The organism is Lactobacillus sp. UMNPBX6 (assembly GCF_002553975.1).
GTDB lineage: Bacteria > Bacillota > Bacilli > Lactobacillales > Lactobacillaceae > Lactobacillus > Lactobacillus gallinarum.
The window spans coordinates 1-15,468 of record NZ_PCZD01000013.1; the positions used below are offsets into that span (position 1 = coordinate 1).

The window sequence follows — 15,468 nt, forward strand, 5'->3', positions numbered from 1 at the left end:
ATTTAGTAGTTGCCGAGGAACTAAGAAGCAGAAATCTGTTAAAGAATCATGCCTTGTCTCAAGCCATTTCTGATGTTGGCTGGCGTAGTTTCCTGAACATGCTGGCTTATAAGGCAGATCTATATGGCAAAGAATTTCTAACAATTGATCCTAAGTACACCACCCAAAGATGCCATCAATGTGGCAGTATTATGGGCCAAAACGGTTATAAGAAACTAACGCTTAAAGATCGGGAATGGACGTGCCCAATCTGTCGAACGCACCATATTCGTGATTGGAATGCGGCCGTGAACATCTTAGAAAAAGGATTAGGCAAGTGGCAGAATCCTAAAATAAAAAAAGCAGCCTTATTCGGGGCTGCAGTCCGCTAGCAACTCGCGGACTCAAAAGGCTTTGGTAAATAGACGACCTCTATCGGCAATAGTCAAAAGATTACTGCTGGTAAGTCAAGTCCGTATCTAAGCAAGTTTGTGTTCTGGTTAGCGTAAGCTAACGAGCCACTAAGCCCTAGACTTCAGTCTAGGGTAGTTGACTTTCCAGATTCTAGTAATTTTTATCGTATTTTTAATCGCCGGAATTGGAATGTATCGATTGGCTTTGAAGGCAAAGGTCAATGAAGTTATCGCCATTTTACTTGCTGTATTGTATTTGCAATTTGGGATTGTTGCGGGAATTCTGCGTTTCAACTTTATGGCGTGGGGTGCAGCACTTGCTCCGTATGCTATGATGCAAGTACTTTATATGATTGAAGATAAAAAACGACCAATTCATTGGTTGAGTTTAGCTTTAATCATGGCATTGATTGCTCAAGTACACTTGCTATCGACTATTTTCATAGCTTGTACCTTTGTCCCTTTTGCCATTTATGCTCTAGTTAAAACTGCTGAAAAGAAGCAGATGATTATTGATTTCTTCAAGGCAGTTGGCACAACGCTGGTATTAACAGCTAATATCTGGGGCGCGTTGTTAGTATTATTTTGGAATAATAAGATTTCAATGCCCAATAGATATAACTTGTATTATCATGTCATCAAGTATAAGAAATTCACTAATATTCATGGATTTCTTTTATTCTCGCTGATTTTACTTCTTGTCTTTCAACTGATCTATGTATTGACGCATTTGCGAGAATCGGTTGTTAATACGTTGACTACCTTTGTTGGATTATTCATCTTGTTGATTTCATCGTATCTGATGCCGTGGGCTAAGATCCAAGCAGTTTTTCCTAAGTTAACTTCTTCACTGCAGTTTCCTTACCGATTAACAGTGGGTGCATGGCCATTGCTTTTACTGGGAATAGGAATTTCAATGACTAATTTGATGAAGAAAAATATTAAGTTAGTTAACATGTTGGTGATTATGGGATTAGTTTTAGCATTTGCTCAAAACTTTGCTGCTAATTATACGACTAATAGAACTAGAGCATTAGAATTCTTGGATCCACATCACGTAGTAATTATTCAAACTTACAGCAAAATTACGAAACACCGCAAAAAGTTTCAACACATTTTGCGTTATACCAATAATGATCAGCTCTTTGAGGCCATTAACCATACTGAGCCAGATTATATGCCATATACTAAGCATGCTTCAAATGCGACATATCAAAAGAAGATTTTGAATCAAGCTAAGCATTATCATTACCAAGTTCAAGGCAGTAAGCTGATCCTTACTTGGCATAGTAAAAAAGCAAAGATGAAAACTTTGCCAATTGTGATGTATCATCAATCTCGCTTAACTTTGAATGGGGAGATCCAAACTAAGATGAAGTAAAATACTATTACGCAGCCAATTATCAAAGCAAGGAAAGGCAAGAATGCCGCTAGTTTGCAGTTTATGACGCCGATTTGGTTTAAAGTATTGCTAGTGATCAGTATTTTGGGTTGGATAGCACTGATTGTGTATGGTATTTTTGTAAAACAAAGAAAAATTAGCTTAAGATAAACGATTAACAGAATCTATGTACTATTGAAATTTTAGTACATAGGTCTTTTTAATTCACCGTAATAACAACTTTGTTATTTTTCAATTGTTAAATAAGTATTTGATTTATGAGCCATGAAAACGCTATTCTAAATATATAGAGAAAAAGAAAGGCGGAAGTTAAATAATGAAGAACGGTAAATATCAAGTACGCGCACAAGGTCATGGTTCAGAATCAATGCCAATGGCTGTTACTATCGAAGATGATAAGATCAAAAATATTGAAATTGATTCATCCGGCGAAACTAAAGGCGTTGCCGATGAAGTCTTCAACCGCTTGCCCAAGCAAATTATTGATAATCAAACTTTAAATGTTGATGCTGTTAGTGGTGCAACTATTTCAAGTCACGGCGTTGTAGATGGAATCGCACAAGCAATTACTGAAGCTGGTGGGGATGCTGCAGAATGGAAGAAGCGTAATAAGCCGGTAGCTGCCAAAGCAACAGATGAAGAAATAACAGTCGACGTAGCAGTTGTCGGTGCTGGTGGTGCCGGTTTGGCTGCTGCAGTTCGCTCAATCCAACATGGTGAAAAAGTTGCTATTTTAGAAAAGTACCCACAAATTGGTGGTAATACTAGTCGTGCCGGTGGTCCAATGAACGCTGCCGAACCTGACTGGCAAAAGAATTTTAAGGCACTTCCAGGTGAAAAGGATACTTTGAAGGAATTAGCTGCAACTCCAATTGATCAAATTGATCCTGAATATCAAGATGACTTTAAGGAATTACAAAAGCAAATTAAAGAATACGTTGATTCAGGTGCAGATTACTTATTTGATTCAACTTTACTTCACGAAATCCAAACTTACTTGGGTGGTAAGAGAACTGACCTTAAAGGAAATGAAATTCACGGTAAGTATGCTTTAGTTCATGAATTAGTAACAAATGCATTGAACTCAGTTAAATGGTTAGCTGATTTAGGCGTTAAGTTCGACAATAGTGATGTAACTGAACCAGTTGGTGGTTTATGGCGTCGTGGTCACAAACCAGTTGAACCGATGGGTTATGCTTACATCCATATTTTAGGTGACTGGGTAAGAGACCACGGTGTTGATCCATATCTTGAAACTCGTGCTGAAAAATTAATCATCGAAGATGGCAAGGTTCGCGGTATAGTTGCTACTCGCGCCGATGGCAGCAAGTTGACTGTTCACTCAAAGGCTGTCATCTTAACTGCCGGTGGTTTTGGTGCCAACACTAAGATGGTCCAAAAGTACAATACTTATTGGCAAAAGATTGATGATGATATTGCTACAACTAACTCACCATCAATTACTGGTGACGGGATTAACTTGGGTCTTGAAGCTGGTGCCGACTTGTTCGGTATGGGCTTTATCCAATTGATGCCAGTAGCTGATCCAAAAACTGGTGAATTATTCACTGGTGTTGTTACTCCTCCGGCAAACTACATTATGGTTAATAAGGAAGGTAAACGCTTCGTTAACGAATTTGCGGAACGGGATGTGTTAGCTAAGGCAGTCATTGCTAATGGTGGATTAATCTATCAAATTGCTGATGATAAGATTAAGGAAACAGCCTACAATACTACTCAAGAATCACTTGATGCTCAAGTTAAAGCTGGTACTTTGTTTAGAGATGATACTTTGGAAGGTTTGGCTAAGCAAATTGGGATGGATCCAGATGTCTTAGTTGAAACTATTAAGAAGTACAACTCATATGTTGATGCAGGAAAAGATCCAGAATTCCATAAGAATGTATTGGGCTTGAAATGTGAAGTTGCTCCATTCTACGCAACCCCTCGTAAGCCTGCAATTCACCATACTATGGGTGGCTTGGTTATCGATACTAAGGCTCATGTTCTTAACAAAGACTGCAAGATCATTGATGGCTTGTACTCAGCTGGTGAAAATGCTGGTGGTATTCACGCAGGTAATCGTTTGGGTGGTAACTCATTGGCTGATATCTTTACCTTCGGCCGCATCGCTGCTAATACTGCTTATGAAGATATGCCAACGGAGCCAGACGCTACTTCTGGAGCTTCACAGAATTAATTGAGAAAGAAATAATATCAAAACTAAAAGAGTGAGATTTAATTCTTGCTCTTTTTGCGTTTAAAAATCAAATTTTGTGTAAAATAAAGAAGATGAAACGCAGAAGGGATAGATCAATGAAAAAGCTCATCACATTAATATTTCTAGCAATATTTCCATTCACTTGTGGGTTCATGAACATCGCTCACCGCGGCGATAACGAGCAGGGGAAATACGCTGAACACAGCTTTGCAGCATATGATCGTGCCGTTTGCGCACAAGTTGATTATTTAGAATTGGATTTGCAAGAAAGTGCCGACCATGTTTTAGTCGTTAGTCATGATAACAACTTGAGTCGCGTTTTTGGCGTGGATCAATCAATTGAAGAAAATACTTTTAAGAAGTTAACTAATTATCTTAATCAAAGCGGGGAAAGCATTCATTCACTCGAAGAGGTTTTTTAACGCTATCAAAATAACCCGTAAGTGAAGTTTATGCTAGAGCAAAAAGGCAATGGGGAAAATGCCAAAAGAATAGTTAAATTAGTTAATAAGTATCATTTGCAAAAGCGGGTTTTATTTGAATCATTTTCTGATTCAGCACTCAGTAAGCTAGCTTGCTTAGCACCCGAAATTCCGCGCACGCAATTAGCCGGCTCATATAAAGCGATCAGACGCAGTCAGGATTTTGCTGCTAGTTTTTATACTAGTGACGCTGCCAATTATTTACGTGATAAAAACAAGAAATACATGCTATGGGGCGTAAACAGTAGTAAGCAAATGTATAAATTTTTAAATCCTGATAAGGGCGTTACCGGTTTATTGACTGATTTCCCGATTCGTTTAGCCAAAATTCTGCAAGAGAATAATCATTTTCGCATTCACTATCAATCGATAATTTTTCCGACTGAAAAGCTTGCTGCTAATCTTAAGTTAAAGAATGGTAATCAAGTGCAGGCTGACCAAGTTAAGTTGGTAAATAATCAATTGTGGTATCATGTTCAACCCAACATGTGGGTGAGTGAGAAAAATCTGTTTCACCATGAGTCTTCAGCTCCTCGTGCGCAAGTAGGTTTGGTTAAAGTTGACAAAGCAACACCGGTTTGGACAGATCTTTCGTTTAAAAAGTCAGCCGGCAAAACCTTGCGTGCCCACAGCCATTGGAACTACTTTGCTATAGCTAAATATCATGGCAAACGTGTTTATAATTTAGGTGGCAATCAGTGGATTAAGTGATGCATACAATACATCTATCTCTTTTTTCTAAAATAAATTCATGTTATAATCGTAACCAAAGCAAGAATCAAGAGGTATCGACTTTATTTACAGAGAAAAGCCAAACAGCTGAGAGGCCAGAAGTTGATTAGTAGCTTGATTAGCTGATTAATTGAAATTAAGTAGGTTAATCCGGACACTTCAGCGCCGTTATCGCTTATAAGAGAAGTACATTTTTGTACTTAACCATAGGTGGTACCGCGGTTAGTAAATCGTCCTAGACAACATTGTCTAGGACTTTTTTTATTGGAGGATTTTTAATGACAGATTTAGCACCTAAATACAACCCTAATGAGGTTGAAAAAGGCAGATATCAAACTTGGCTTGATGAAGATTTATTCAAGCCATCCGGTGACAAGAAAGCTCACCCATATTCAATTGTTATCCCACCACCAAACGTAACTGGTAAATTACACTTAGGTCACGCATGGGATACCGCAATTCAAGATACTTTAATTCGTTTCAAGCGTATGCAAGGCTACGACACTCTTTACCTTCCAGGTATGGACCATGCCGGTATTGCTACCCAGGCTAAGGTTGAAGCTAAGCTTCGCAAGCAAGGCAAAGATCGTCACCAAATGGGTCGTGAAGCTTTTGTTAAGCAAGTTTGGGACTGGAAAGACGAATATGCTTCAATTATCAAGGGCCAATGGGCTAAGATGGGTCTTTCACTTGACTACTCAAGAGAAAGATTTACTTTAGACAAGGGTCTTTCAAAGGCAGTTAAGAAGGTCTTCGTCCAACTTTACAAAGAAGGTCTTATTTACCGTGGTGAATACATCATTAACTGGGACCCAGCACTTCAAACTGCTTTGAGTGATATCGAAGTTATTCACAAGGATGACAAGGGTGCCTTTTACCATGTTAAGTATCCATTCGCAGATGGCTCAGGCTATGTAGAAATTGCTACTACTCGTCCTGAAACCATGTTTGGTGATACTGCTGTTGCGGTTGCACCAGGGGATGAAAGATACAAAGATATCGTTGGTAAGGAATTAGTATTACCACTTGTTGGTCGTCATATTCCAATTATCGAAGACCAACACGTAGATCCAGAATTCGGTACTGGTTTAGTTAAGATCACTCCAGCCCATGACCCTAACGACTTCCAAGTAGGTAACCGTCATAATTTGAAGAGAATCAACGTTATGAACGACGATGGTACTATGAATGAAGAATGTGGCAAGTACGCTGGCATGGATCGTTTTGACTGTCGTGAAGCTTTAGTTAAGGACCTTAAAGAAGAAGGCTACTTAATTAAGGTTGAACCAATCGTTCACTCAGTAGGTCACTCAGAACGTTCAGGCGTTCAAGTTGAACCACGTCTTTCAAAGCAATGGTTCGTTAAGATGAAGCCACTTGCTGACAAGGTTCTTGAAAACCAAAAGACTGATGGCAAGGTAAACTTTGTTCCAGATCGTTTCGAAGGTACTTTGGACCACTGGATGGAAGATGTTCATGATTGGTGTATTTCACGTCAATTATGGTGGGGTCACCGTATTCCAGCTTGGTACAACAAGAAGACTGGCGAAACTTACGTAGGTGAAGAAGCTCCTAAGGATATCGAAAACTGGGAGCAAGATCCAGACGTACTTGATACTTGGTTCTCAAGTGCATTATGGCCATTCTCAACTCTTGGCTGGCCTGATACTAATTCAGAAGACTTCAAGCGTTACTTCCCAACTAATGCGTTAGTAACTGGTTACGACATCATCTTCTTCTGGGTATCAAGAATGATGTTCCAAAGTCTTCACTTCACTGGCAAGCGTCCATTTAACGATGTTGTTTTGCACGGTTTAATGCGTGACGAACAAGGACGCAAGATGAGTAAGTCACTTGGTAATGGTGTTGACCCAATGGACGTAGTAGACAAGTATGGTGCTGACGCTCTTCGTTGGTTCCTTCTTAACGGTACTGCTCCTGGTCAAGATACTCGTTACGATCCTAAGAAGTTGTCAGCAGCTTGGAACTTCATTAATAAGATTTGGAACGCAAGCCGTTTCGTAATTATGAACTTGCCTGCTGATGCTAAGCCTGCACACATGCCAGATGTAAGCAAGTTTGACTTGTCAGATAGATGGATCTTTGATCGTTTGAACCACACTGTTAGTGAAGTAACTCGTTTATTTGATGAATATCAATTTGGTGAAGCAGGCCGTGAAGCTTACAACTTTATCTGGAATGACTTCTGTGACTGGTACATCGAAATTTCTAAGGTCGCTTTGAATGGTGACGATGAAGAATTAAAGGCAAGAAAGCAAGAAAACTTGATTTGGATTCTTGATCAAATCTTACGTTTGATGCACCCAATTATGCCATTTGTTACTGAAAAGCTTTGGCTTTCAATGCCTCACGAAGGCAAGTCAATTATGGTAGCTGAATACCCAACTACTCATAAAGAATTTGAAAACAAGCAAGCAGATAGTGACATGGCCTTCTTAATTGAAATTATTAAGGCTGTACGTAACATCCGCATGGAAGTTAATGCTCCAATGTCTAGCCAAATTGATATTATGATTCAATTAGATGATGAAGCTAACAAGCATGTTTTGGATGAAAATGCTGACTACGTTGAGAACTTCTTACATCCAAAGGAATTAACTGTAGCTGCAGAAATCGAAGCTCCAAAACTTGCTAAGACTGCCGTTATTCCAGGTGCACAAATCTTTGTTCCATTAACTGAATTAGTTAACGTTGATGACGAATTGGCTAAGATGGAAAAAGAAGAAAAGCGTCTTGAAGACGAAGTTCAACGTGCCGAAAAGAAACTTGCAAACAAGGGCTTTGTTGACCATGCTCCAGAAGCTGTTGTAAACAAGGAAAAGGAAAAGAAGGCAGATTACGAAAGCCAATTGGCTGGTGTTCGTGAACGAATTCAAGATTTGAAAGAGAGTAAATAATTGAAATTTACCAATGCTGAAGAGGTAATCCATTATTTATATTCATTGCCTCATTTGCATCCTAAGAATGATTTATCTTTTATCAAGAAGTTGCTCCAGCAATTAGGTAATCCGCAGGATCAGGTAAAAACGATTCATATTACGGGGACCAACGGTAAAGGTTCAACATCATACTACTTAGCAAATCTATTAAAAAAGGCCGGTCAAAAGACTGGCCTTTTTGTCTCACCTTATGTTTATCAATTTAATGAACGAATTCAATTAAATAATCAAGATATAAGCGATGAAGATTTAGTTAATGTGGCTAATAAGGTTCAAGCTGCCTTTGAAGAAATTAAGCAAGAAGATAAAGAATTTTCGTTAGTTACATTTGAGTATGAAGTTGCGATGGCCTTTGTTTATTTTGAACAAGAGCATTGTGATTATGCCGTGATTGAAGTCGGAATTGGCGGCGAGCATGATAAAACTAATGTGATTGTCCCAGAGGCAAGCATCATTACTACGGTAGGATTAGATCATGAGAAGATTATTGGACCGACAATTCAAGATATTGCGCGAGAAAAGAGTGGCATTATCAAGAAAAATCGTCCAGTAGTATTAGGGAATGTTCCTGATGATGTTCTGCCTATTTTGGTGAAAAAGGCAGATGTAGAGCATGCACCACTTTTCCGATTAAAGCATGATTTTGCAATTACAACGCAAAATGGAGCGTTGAAGTATACAGATGATAAACGCAGTATTTCTTTTGATTTTCGTCCGCAGGTAGAGGCCTATGATATTGCTGTAGCCGTTAAGACCTTTTTACTTCTTAAATTGAAGCTAGATAATCAAGAGATAGCAGCTGCAATTGATCAAACTCAGATTCCTGGACGTTATCATATTTTGCAAAAAGAACCATTAATCATTTTGGATGGAGCTCATAATATTCAAGCAATGTCCAATTTGCTGGAAGTAATTCATGCCGAAGCAAAAAAACGGCATAGCCATGTTTATGCTTTAGTGACTATGATGAAAGATAAAGACTTAGAGCAAGTTTTTAATTTATTTAACCAAGATGATCAAGTGTTATTAACAACATTAGATTATCCTCGTGTTGCTAAAGAAAATGATTTTCCCATTGATGTCCAAAGACGATATAATTATGAAGGAGATTATCGGGAAGGCTTTGCTAAATTAAAAGAGAAGATGAATGCCAGCGATATTCTGCTGGTGACCGGATCGTTTTATTTAGTAAGTGCAATTTTAAATTGGAAAGGAAAAGGCAATGCAGGTTAAAGGGATAAACGATGATATTCAAGGCATTATCTTTGATATGGATGGTCTATTGGTTAATTCTGAAGAATTGTATTGGAAGGCTAATATCCAAGCTGCAGAAGAAGAAAAACTTGGGACGCCTAGGGATGCATATTTAAAGTTAACTGGTGCAACTGTTAAAGAAATGCAGGATTTTTATCATAAATATTTCAAAACTGATGCTGATCGTGACCAATTTATTAAAAGAACCGATGATTTGGTTTGGCAGTGGACCGATGAAGGAAAATTAAAGTTACGTCCTGGTGTTCAAGAAGCATTAGATGAATTTAAAAATCGTGGCTTGAAAATGGCAATTGCTTCAAGCAACTACGAAGATGTGTTGCAACATTTTTTGTGGGCAACAGGGATTAGAAATTATTTTGATTTTCATTTAAGTTATTTAGATGTGCAAAAGGGACACATTAAAGCTAAACCGGCACCAGATATTTATTTAGCAGCTACTAAAAAAATGAATCTAGCAAAAGAAAATATTTTGGTTTTTGAAGATTCATCAACTGGTGTCCAAGCTGCGAAAAATGCAGGCTTAAAATGTGTAATGGTGCCAGATCTAATGGCTCCGACTGACCAAGACAAACAGAATGCTATAATGATTTGTCAAAACTTTTTTGATTTTCTTAAAAAAATTTAGCTCTTTTTTGCGTATTAAGTAATGAAGGGAGAAATTTTTATGATAGAAATAAACTCAAATCATTACTTTGTAAATACAGACCTAGAATTACTAGCTAAGTTATTTGAGCAGTTCAAGGATAAAGGAATTAGAACTTTTGAAGAGTTAGAGTCTTTTTTAAGAAAAAGAGATTTTAATTCCTTCGATGATATAGTTCAATTCATAACAGGTTCAAGTTGCCCCAGCAATTTGGCGATTACGGCTGAAGAGGTAATGGATCGCCTGCGAATGGCGTCATCTAAACGCAAACCTGTTTTAACCTCAAGTGTTGAAGTTGGGACATATTTAGCTGATAAATTAGTAGGTCACAAGCAAGAAGAGCTTTGGGCATTATATGTCGATAATGGAAATCGAATTGTAGCTGAGAAAAAGATTTTTCAAGGCACGTTAAATAAATCAGTCGCACATCCGCGAGAAATTTTTCGCTGGGCCGTAATCTATGACTGTTCGGGGATTTTTATTGCTCATAATCATCCTAGTGGTAAATTAATGCCGTCTTCTAACGACTTTGAATTAACTAAAGATCTATATCGGGCGGCAAAAATGATGAAAATTGATCTTTTAGACCATTTTATTGTGGGACAAGGACAATATTTGAGCATGCGTGAAAAAGAATTGTTTTAAACTTCTTTAAAATTTGCGTGAAAATCACCTTTAAAGTTATAGTATGCTATAATTATTCAAGATTTAGAGACCGCAACAATTAAGGAGAGATTTTTGTGTTTGGATTAGGTACAAAGAATATTGGTATCGATTTAGGTACAGCCAATACACTTGTTTACATGGAGGGTAAAGGAATTGTTTTAAGAGAACCTTCTGTAGTAGCAAAGAATACACATACAGGTGAAGTAATCGCAGTTGGTTCAGAAGCCAAGGAAATGATTGGTAGAACCCCAGGTAGTATTGTAGCTATCCGTCCAATGAAGGATGGGGTTATTGCTGATTACGATACTACTGCTGCTATGCTTAAGTACTTTATGGAAAAGACTGTTGGCAATTCTAAGCCTTCAGTAATGATTTGTGTTCCTTCAGGTGTTACTGAAGTTGAAAAGCGTGCTGTAATTGATGCAGCTAGAGTAGCTGGTGCTCGCGAAGCTTTCGTGATTGAAGAACCATTTGCTGCAGCTATTGGTGCAGGCCTTCCAGTTATGGATCCTACTGGTTCAATGGTTGTTGATATCGGTGGTGGTACTACTGATGTTGCTACTATTTCATTAGGTGGTATTGTTTCATCAACTTCAATTCGTCAAGCTGGAGATAAGTTTAACAATGCAATTATTAATTACATTCACTCCAACTTTAACTTATTGATTGGTGAAAGAACTGCTGAAGATATTAAGATTCAAGTAGGTTCTGCTTCAATTGAAAAAGCTAAGGAAATTGAAGCTATGAATATTCGTGGTCGTGATTTGGTTACTGGTTTGCCAAAGTCAATTGATATCAACGCTGAAGATATCGCTAAGGCTATTCAAGATGTTGTTCAAGACATCATCGTTGCAATTAAGGAAACTTTAGAACAAACCTCTCCTGAAATTGCTGCCGATGTTATCGACCACGGTATCGTTTTAACCGGTGGTGGTGCATTGCTTAAGAACTTGCCAGAAGTAATTTCTGAAGCAACTAAGGTTCCAGTATTTATTGCACAAGATCCACTTGATTGTGTGGCAATTGGTACTGGTGAATCACTCAAGAATATTGAAGTAATGCGTAGAAGTCGCAAATAATAAAAAAGCCGGCTATGGCCGGTTTTTCTTTAGGATCAATTCTTAATGAAAAAATTTCTACAAAATAAAAAGTTATTATCAACATTTATTGTAATTATTGTCATTTTTGCCGTTTTAGGTGGGAGTGTTAGTTTACGTAATAAACGTAATGCTCCATTGCTTGTTCAAAGCTTAGGAAATGATATTGTAGCCTTAGGATCTAGAATTATTGATGTTCCGGTAGGTTTTATTTCTGGTGGTTTGAATAATGCACATGAGATTTTAAATGCACAAGATGAGAATAACCATCTGAAGCGCCAAATTACTAATTTAGGTCAAACTAAGGTCCGTAATGCCAGCTTAGAGAAAGAAAATCGGCAGTTAAAAGCAGCATTGAATTTGAAAGATACTTTAAGTGGTTATACTTTGATCAATGCTTCAGTTATTTCTCGTGCTCCAGATACCTGGTCAGATCTACTTACAATTAATAAAGGTAGTTCTTCAGGTATTAAGAAGAATATGGCTGTAATGTGTGGTGGTGGAGTTATTGGACGAATTGTTGAAGCTAATGCCGCTTCTTCAAAAGTCGAATTGATCACTACTACAGATGAATCGGCTAACCGTTTTTCTGTTCAAGCAGATGTTGCTAATGGCAAGACCGTTCACGGGATCATTACTGTTACAGCTAATAACCAATTAGCCTTTACTCAAGTAGTTGATGGCCGCAAGTTAAAGGCCGGCACTAGAGTTTACACGAGTGGTATGGGTGGTAATTCGCCTAAAGGACTTTTAATTGGTACTGTTACTCAGACTACCCGTGATTCATTTGGTTTATCTGATCAAATTAGAATTAAACCAGCAGGTGATATTAGCGATCCGTCAGTTGTTACAGTTATTGAAAGACAGGTGGCTAACTAATGTCTATTTTTCGTAAATGGGTTTTAGCAATTGGACTTTTTGTTGCCATTGTTGTAGATGGTGTTTGTTCATTTTATTTGCATCAATTTATGGATTATGGAAGTTTTGGTGCCGCTAGTCTAATTTTACCGATTAGTGTAATGCTGATTGGACTTTTTGATGACACCAATGAAAATGAAATTTGGCTGGCCTTAGGCACGGGAATAGTTGCTGACATTTACTTTTATGGCCTTATTGGAGTTTATGCAGTTTTCTTACCCCTCAGCTGTTGGATTTGTCAAAAAATTGCTCGCTTTTTACCAGAAATATTTTGGGCAAGACTAATTGTAGTTTTATTAGGAACGACAATTTTTGTAGCATATAGTTGGCTGATCTTTAACATGATAGGAATAGCTACGACGTCGATTCATGGCTTATTAATGAGTCTATTAGTGAATCAAGGATGGACGGCAGGATTCTTCGTTTGTTTATACTGGATTTGGGGTAACCTAGCACAAGATTATCCGTTCTTAATTGATTTAAATGCTTATCGTGTATAAAAATAAAAAGAGACGAGAAAAATTTTTCTCGTCTCTTTTTTAAAACATTCCTGCTCCGGCCATTGCACCGACAGCACCAGCAACAACTGCGGCTAATGTAATAACTGCCATTAACCAAGCCATTACAATTGTCAATTTTTGAAAACCAGATTTCTTCTTCTTTTTTCGTGCCATAAAAAGCCCTCCTACTTGAACAATATTTTATGCTTATTAATAGTTTTTTTCAAATGAATTGTAGTTTAGAATAAAAAGGATGGAGGATCTTTTATGCTTTTTATTTTCTTAATACCAGTTATCGGTTTGGTAGCAGCTTTTTTAATTAATAAAATTTTCCCACATGCTCAGTTTAGAGGCTATGATGTTTTGCCTTTTTTCTTGTTTGCCGCATGCAATTTAGCCACTACACATGCTAACTTGCCTTCTTTTTTACCATATGGATTTTTATTTTATTTTATCTTAGTTGTTATTGTGTCTTTAAACGATGCAATTAAAAATAAAAATATTTCATTAGGTAAAACGATTCGCAAGTTATGGGATTATTTAGCTGCTTGCAGTTGTTTTTGGTATCTTGGTTCATTAATTTTAATGTTTGCTTATTAATTTAGTTACTAATTTTTTAATAAAGTAAAAATATTTGTATATGCAAAAGCCGCAAAATTATAATATTTTGCAGCTTTTTTAAATTTTATAAAATAAAAAGATAAATAAGCATAAAAATATGTATTTTTTTCCAGAGTTTGTGGTAGAGAGTGGTGAATTGTGGTAAATTATTTAGTGGAAGGGGGCTAGACCATGTTCATGGGTGAATATCACCACAATCTTGATAGCAAGGGTCGCCTAATTATACCAGCGAAACTTCGCAATCAAATTGGAAATAAAATGGTATTTACTCGAGGAATGGAAGGCTGTATTTTTGGCTATTCGATGGAAGAATGGCAAAAGATAGAAGCCAAATTAGCAAAACTTCCGTTGACTAAGAGGAATACGCGTAAATTTATGCGTTTATTCTACTCTGGTGCGATGGAAAGTGAGTTCGATAAGCAGGGGCGTGTCAATTTTACATCGACATTAAAAGCTCATGCTGGACTTACTAAAGAATGTGTCATTGTAGGAGTTTCTGACCGAATTGAAATCTGGGCTAAGGAACGTTGGGATAGCTTTGAGGAAGAAGCTAACGAAGACTATGATGATATTGCTGAAAATTTGGACGACATTGAACTATAAAACTATGAAATTCAAACACACCAGTGTACTCTTACACGAAACTATAGATAATTTAAAACCAAAAAACGGTGGTCTTTATGTAGATGCAACTTTTGGCGGCGGTGGGCATGCCAAGTATTTGTTAAGTAAAATTGAAACTGGTACGTTAGTCGGTTTTGACCAAGATGAATATGCGATAAAATCGGCAGAGTTGAACTTCGCTGATTTATTGCAGCCAGATAGTGAACCTAAATTGAAATTAGTACATGACAACTTTAGTAATCTGGAGCAGGATCTAGTTAAGCTGGGTTACGCAGATGGAATAGATGGCATATATTACGATTTAGGTGTTTCATCACCTCAGTTTGATCAAGCTGATCGTGGCTTCTCATATCGTTATAATGCAAGGTTAGATATGAGAATGGATCAAAGTCAAGATACGGATGCATATCAGTTAGTTAATACTTTAAGTCAAAAAGAGCTAGCAGATATTTTATATCAATATGGAGATGAAAAATTCTCCCGGCAGATTGCTCATAGGATCGTAGAAAGACGTAAGGATAAGCCAATTGTGACAACCTTTGAATTGGTTGACATTATTAAAGAGGCGATTCCCGCGTATGCACGAAGGACTGGAGGACATCCAGCGAAGAAAAGCTTTCAAGCTTTACGAGTTGCTGTTAATCACGAACTTGATGTTTTACAGGCTTCACTTGAAGAAGCTATTAAGATTTTAAGACCTGGTGGCAGAATTAGCGTGATTACCTTTCAGTCCCATGAAGATAAAATCGTTAAAAAGATTTTTAAGAAGTATTCAGAGGTTGAGGTTCCAAGAGGAATGCCCTTTGTGCCAGACGATATGAAACCAACACTTCGTTTGGTAAATCGCAAACCGATTACTGCTTCAACTTCCGAGTTAGAAAACAACAACCGCTCACACAGTGCAAAACTACGGGTTGCAGAGAAGTTATAAAGAG

Annotated in this window: 16 protein-coding genes; 15 read left to right on the plus strand and 1 reads right to left on the minus strand. The window is 37.6% G+C overall.

Translation table 11 applies throughout. From position 1 onward, the window contains the following. The 12 genes from CP357_RS03485 to mreD form a co-directional block, all read left to right on the plus strand. Positions 1-371: RNA-guided endonuclease TnpB family protein (locus CP357_RS03485; protein WP_143468444.1), on the plus strand; the 371-nt coding region annotated here is incomplete at its 5' end. Between the two features lie 211 nt (positions 372-582). After that, positions 583-1,773, plus strand: a complete 1,191-nt coding sequence (locus tag CP357_RS03490; protein ID WP_098042068.1) for a cell division protein — start codon at positions 583-585, stop codon at positions 1,771-1,773. Between the two features lie 337 nt (positions 1,774-2,110). Further along, positions 2,111-3,994, plus strand: a complete 1,884-nt coding sequence (locus CP357_RS03495; protein ID WP_098036554.1) for a flavocytochrome c — start codon at positions 2,111-2,113, stop codon at positions 3,992-3,994. Positions 3,995-4,110: 116 nt separating this feature from the next. Continuing rightward, positions 4,111-4,437 (plus strand): glycerophosphodiester phosphodiesterase family protein, encoded by a 327-nt coding sequence (locus tag CP357_RS10460; protein WP_233187198.1) that lies wholly within the window; start codon positions 4,111-4,113, stop codon positions 4,435-4,437. Positions 4,438-4,467: 30 nt separating this feature from the next. Beyond that, positions 4,468-5,208, plus strand: a complete 741-nt coding sequence (locus tag CP357_RS03500) for a hypothetical protein (protein ID WP_233187199.1) — start codon at positions 4,468-4,470, stop codon at positions 5,206-5,208. Between the two features lie 299 nt (positions 5,209-5,507). Next, positions 5,508-8,147 carry a valine--tRNA ligase gene (locus CP357_RS03505; protein ID WP_087175778.1) on the plus strand — a complete coding sequence of 880 codons (2,640 nt, stop codon included), beginning with the start codon at positions 5,508-5,510 and terminating at the stop codon, positions 8,145-8,147. Then, entirely contained in the window at positions 8,148-9,422 is a 1,275-nt protein-coding gene (locus CP357_RS03510; protein WP_087175779.1) for a folylpolyglutamate synthase/dihydrofolate synthase family protein, read from the plus strand. Beyond that, positions 9,412-10,089: an HAD family phosphatase gene (locus CP357_RS03515; RefSeq protein ID WP_098036555.1), complete on the plus strand. Its 678-nt coding sequence runs from the start codon at positions 9,412-9,414 to the stop codon at positions 10,087-10,089. The genes CP357_RS03510 and CP357_RS03515 overlap by 11 nt, the downstream gene beginning before the upstream one ends. A gap of 39 nt (positions 10,090-10,128) precedes the next feature. Then, complete coding sequence (locus tag CP357_RS03520) at positions 10,129-10,752, plus strand: RadC family protein (protein WP_025005062.1); 624 nt, start codon at positions 10,129-10,131, stop codon at positions 10,750-10,752. A 95-nt stretch (positions 10,753-10,847) separates the two neighbouring features. Further along, positions 10,848-11,852, plus strand: a complete 1,005-nt coding sequence (locus tag CP357_RS03525) for a rod shape-determining protein (protein ID WP_025005061.1) — start codon at positions 10,848-10,850, stop codon at positions 11,850-11,852. A 45-nt stretch (positions 11,853-11,897) separates the two neighbouring features. Beyond that, positions 11,898-12,749: a rod shape-determining protein MreC gene (mreC, locus tag CP357_RS03530; protein WP_087175782.1), complete on the plus strand. Its 852-nt coding sequence runs from the start codon at positions 11,898-11,900 to the stop codon at positions 12,747-12,749. Further along, complete coding sequence (mreD, locus tag CP357_RS03535) at positions 12,749-13,288, plus strand: rod shape-determining protein MreD (RefSeq protein ID WP_098036556.1); 540 nt, start codon at positions 12,749-12,751, stop codon at positions 13,286-13,288. Before mreC ends, mreD begins: the two co-directional genes overlap by 1 nt. 39 nt (positions 13,289-13,327) lie before the next feature. On the opposite strand, the gene CP357_RS03540 is transcribed toward mreD, so the two are convergent. Continuing rightward, positions 13,328-13,462: a DUF4044 domain-containing protein gene (locus CP357_RS03540; protein WP_081776546.1), complete on the minus strand. Its 135-nt coding sequence runs from the start codon at positions 13,460-13,462 to the stop codon at positions 13,328-13,330. Positions 13,463-13,555: 93 nt separating this feature from the next. Between CP357_RS03540 and CP357_RS03545 the strand changes: the two genes are divergently transcribed. The 3 genes from CP357_RS03545 (at position 13,556) to rsmH (ending at position 15,464) form a co-directional block, all read left to right on the plus strand. Next, positions 13,556-13,888 carry a DUF3397 domain-containing protein gene (locus CP357_RS03545; protein WP_087175783.1) on the plus strand — a complete coding sequence of 111 codons (333 nt, stop codon included), beginning with the start codon at positions 13,556-13,558 and terminating at the stop codon, positions 13,886-13,888. Between the two features lie 192 nt (positions 13,889-14,080). Beyond that, the gene (gene mraZ, locus CP357_RS03550; RefSeq protein WP_087175784.1) at positions 14,081-14,512 is read left to right on the plus strand and encodes a division/cell wall cluster transcriptional repressor MraZ; all 432 of its coding nucleotides are present in this window, start codon (positions 14,081-14,083) and stop codon (positions 14,510-14,512) included. Between the two features lie 4 nt (positions 14,513-14,516). Continuing rightward, positions 14,517-15,464, plus strand: a complete 948-nt coding sequence (rsmH, locus tag CP357_RS03555; RefSeq protein ID WP_098036569.1) for a 16S rRNA (cytosine(1402)-N(4))-methyltransferase RsmH — start codon at positions 14,517-14,519, stop codon at positions 15,462-15,464. Positions 15,465-15,468: the final 4 nt, after the last annotated feature.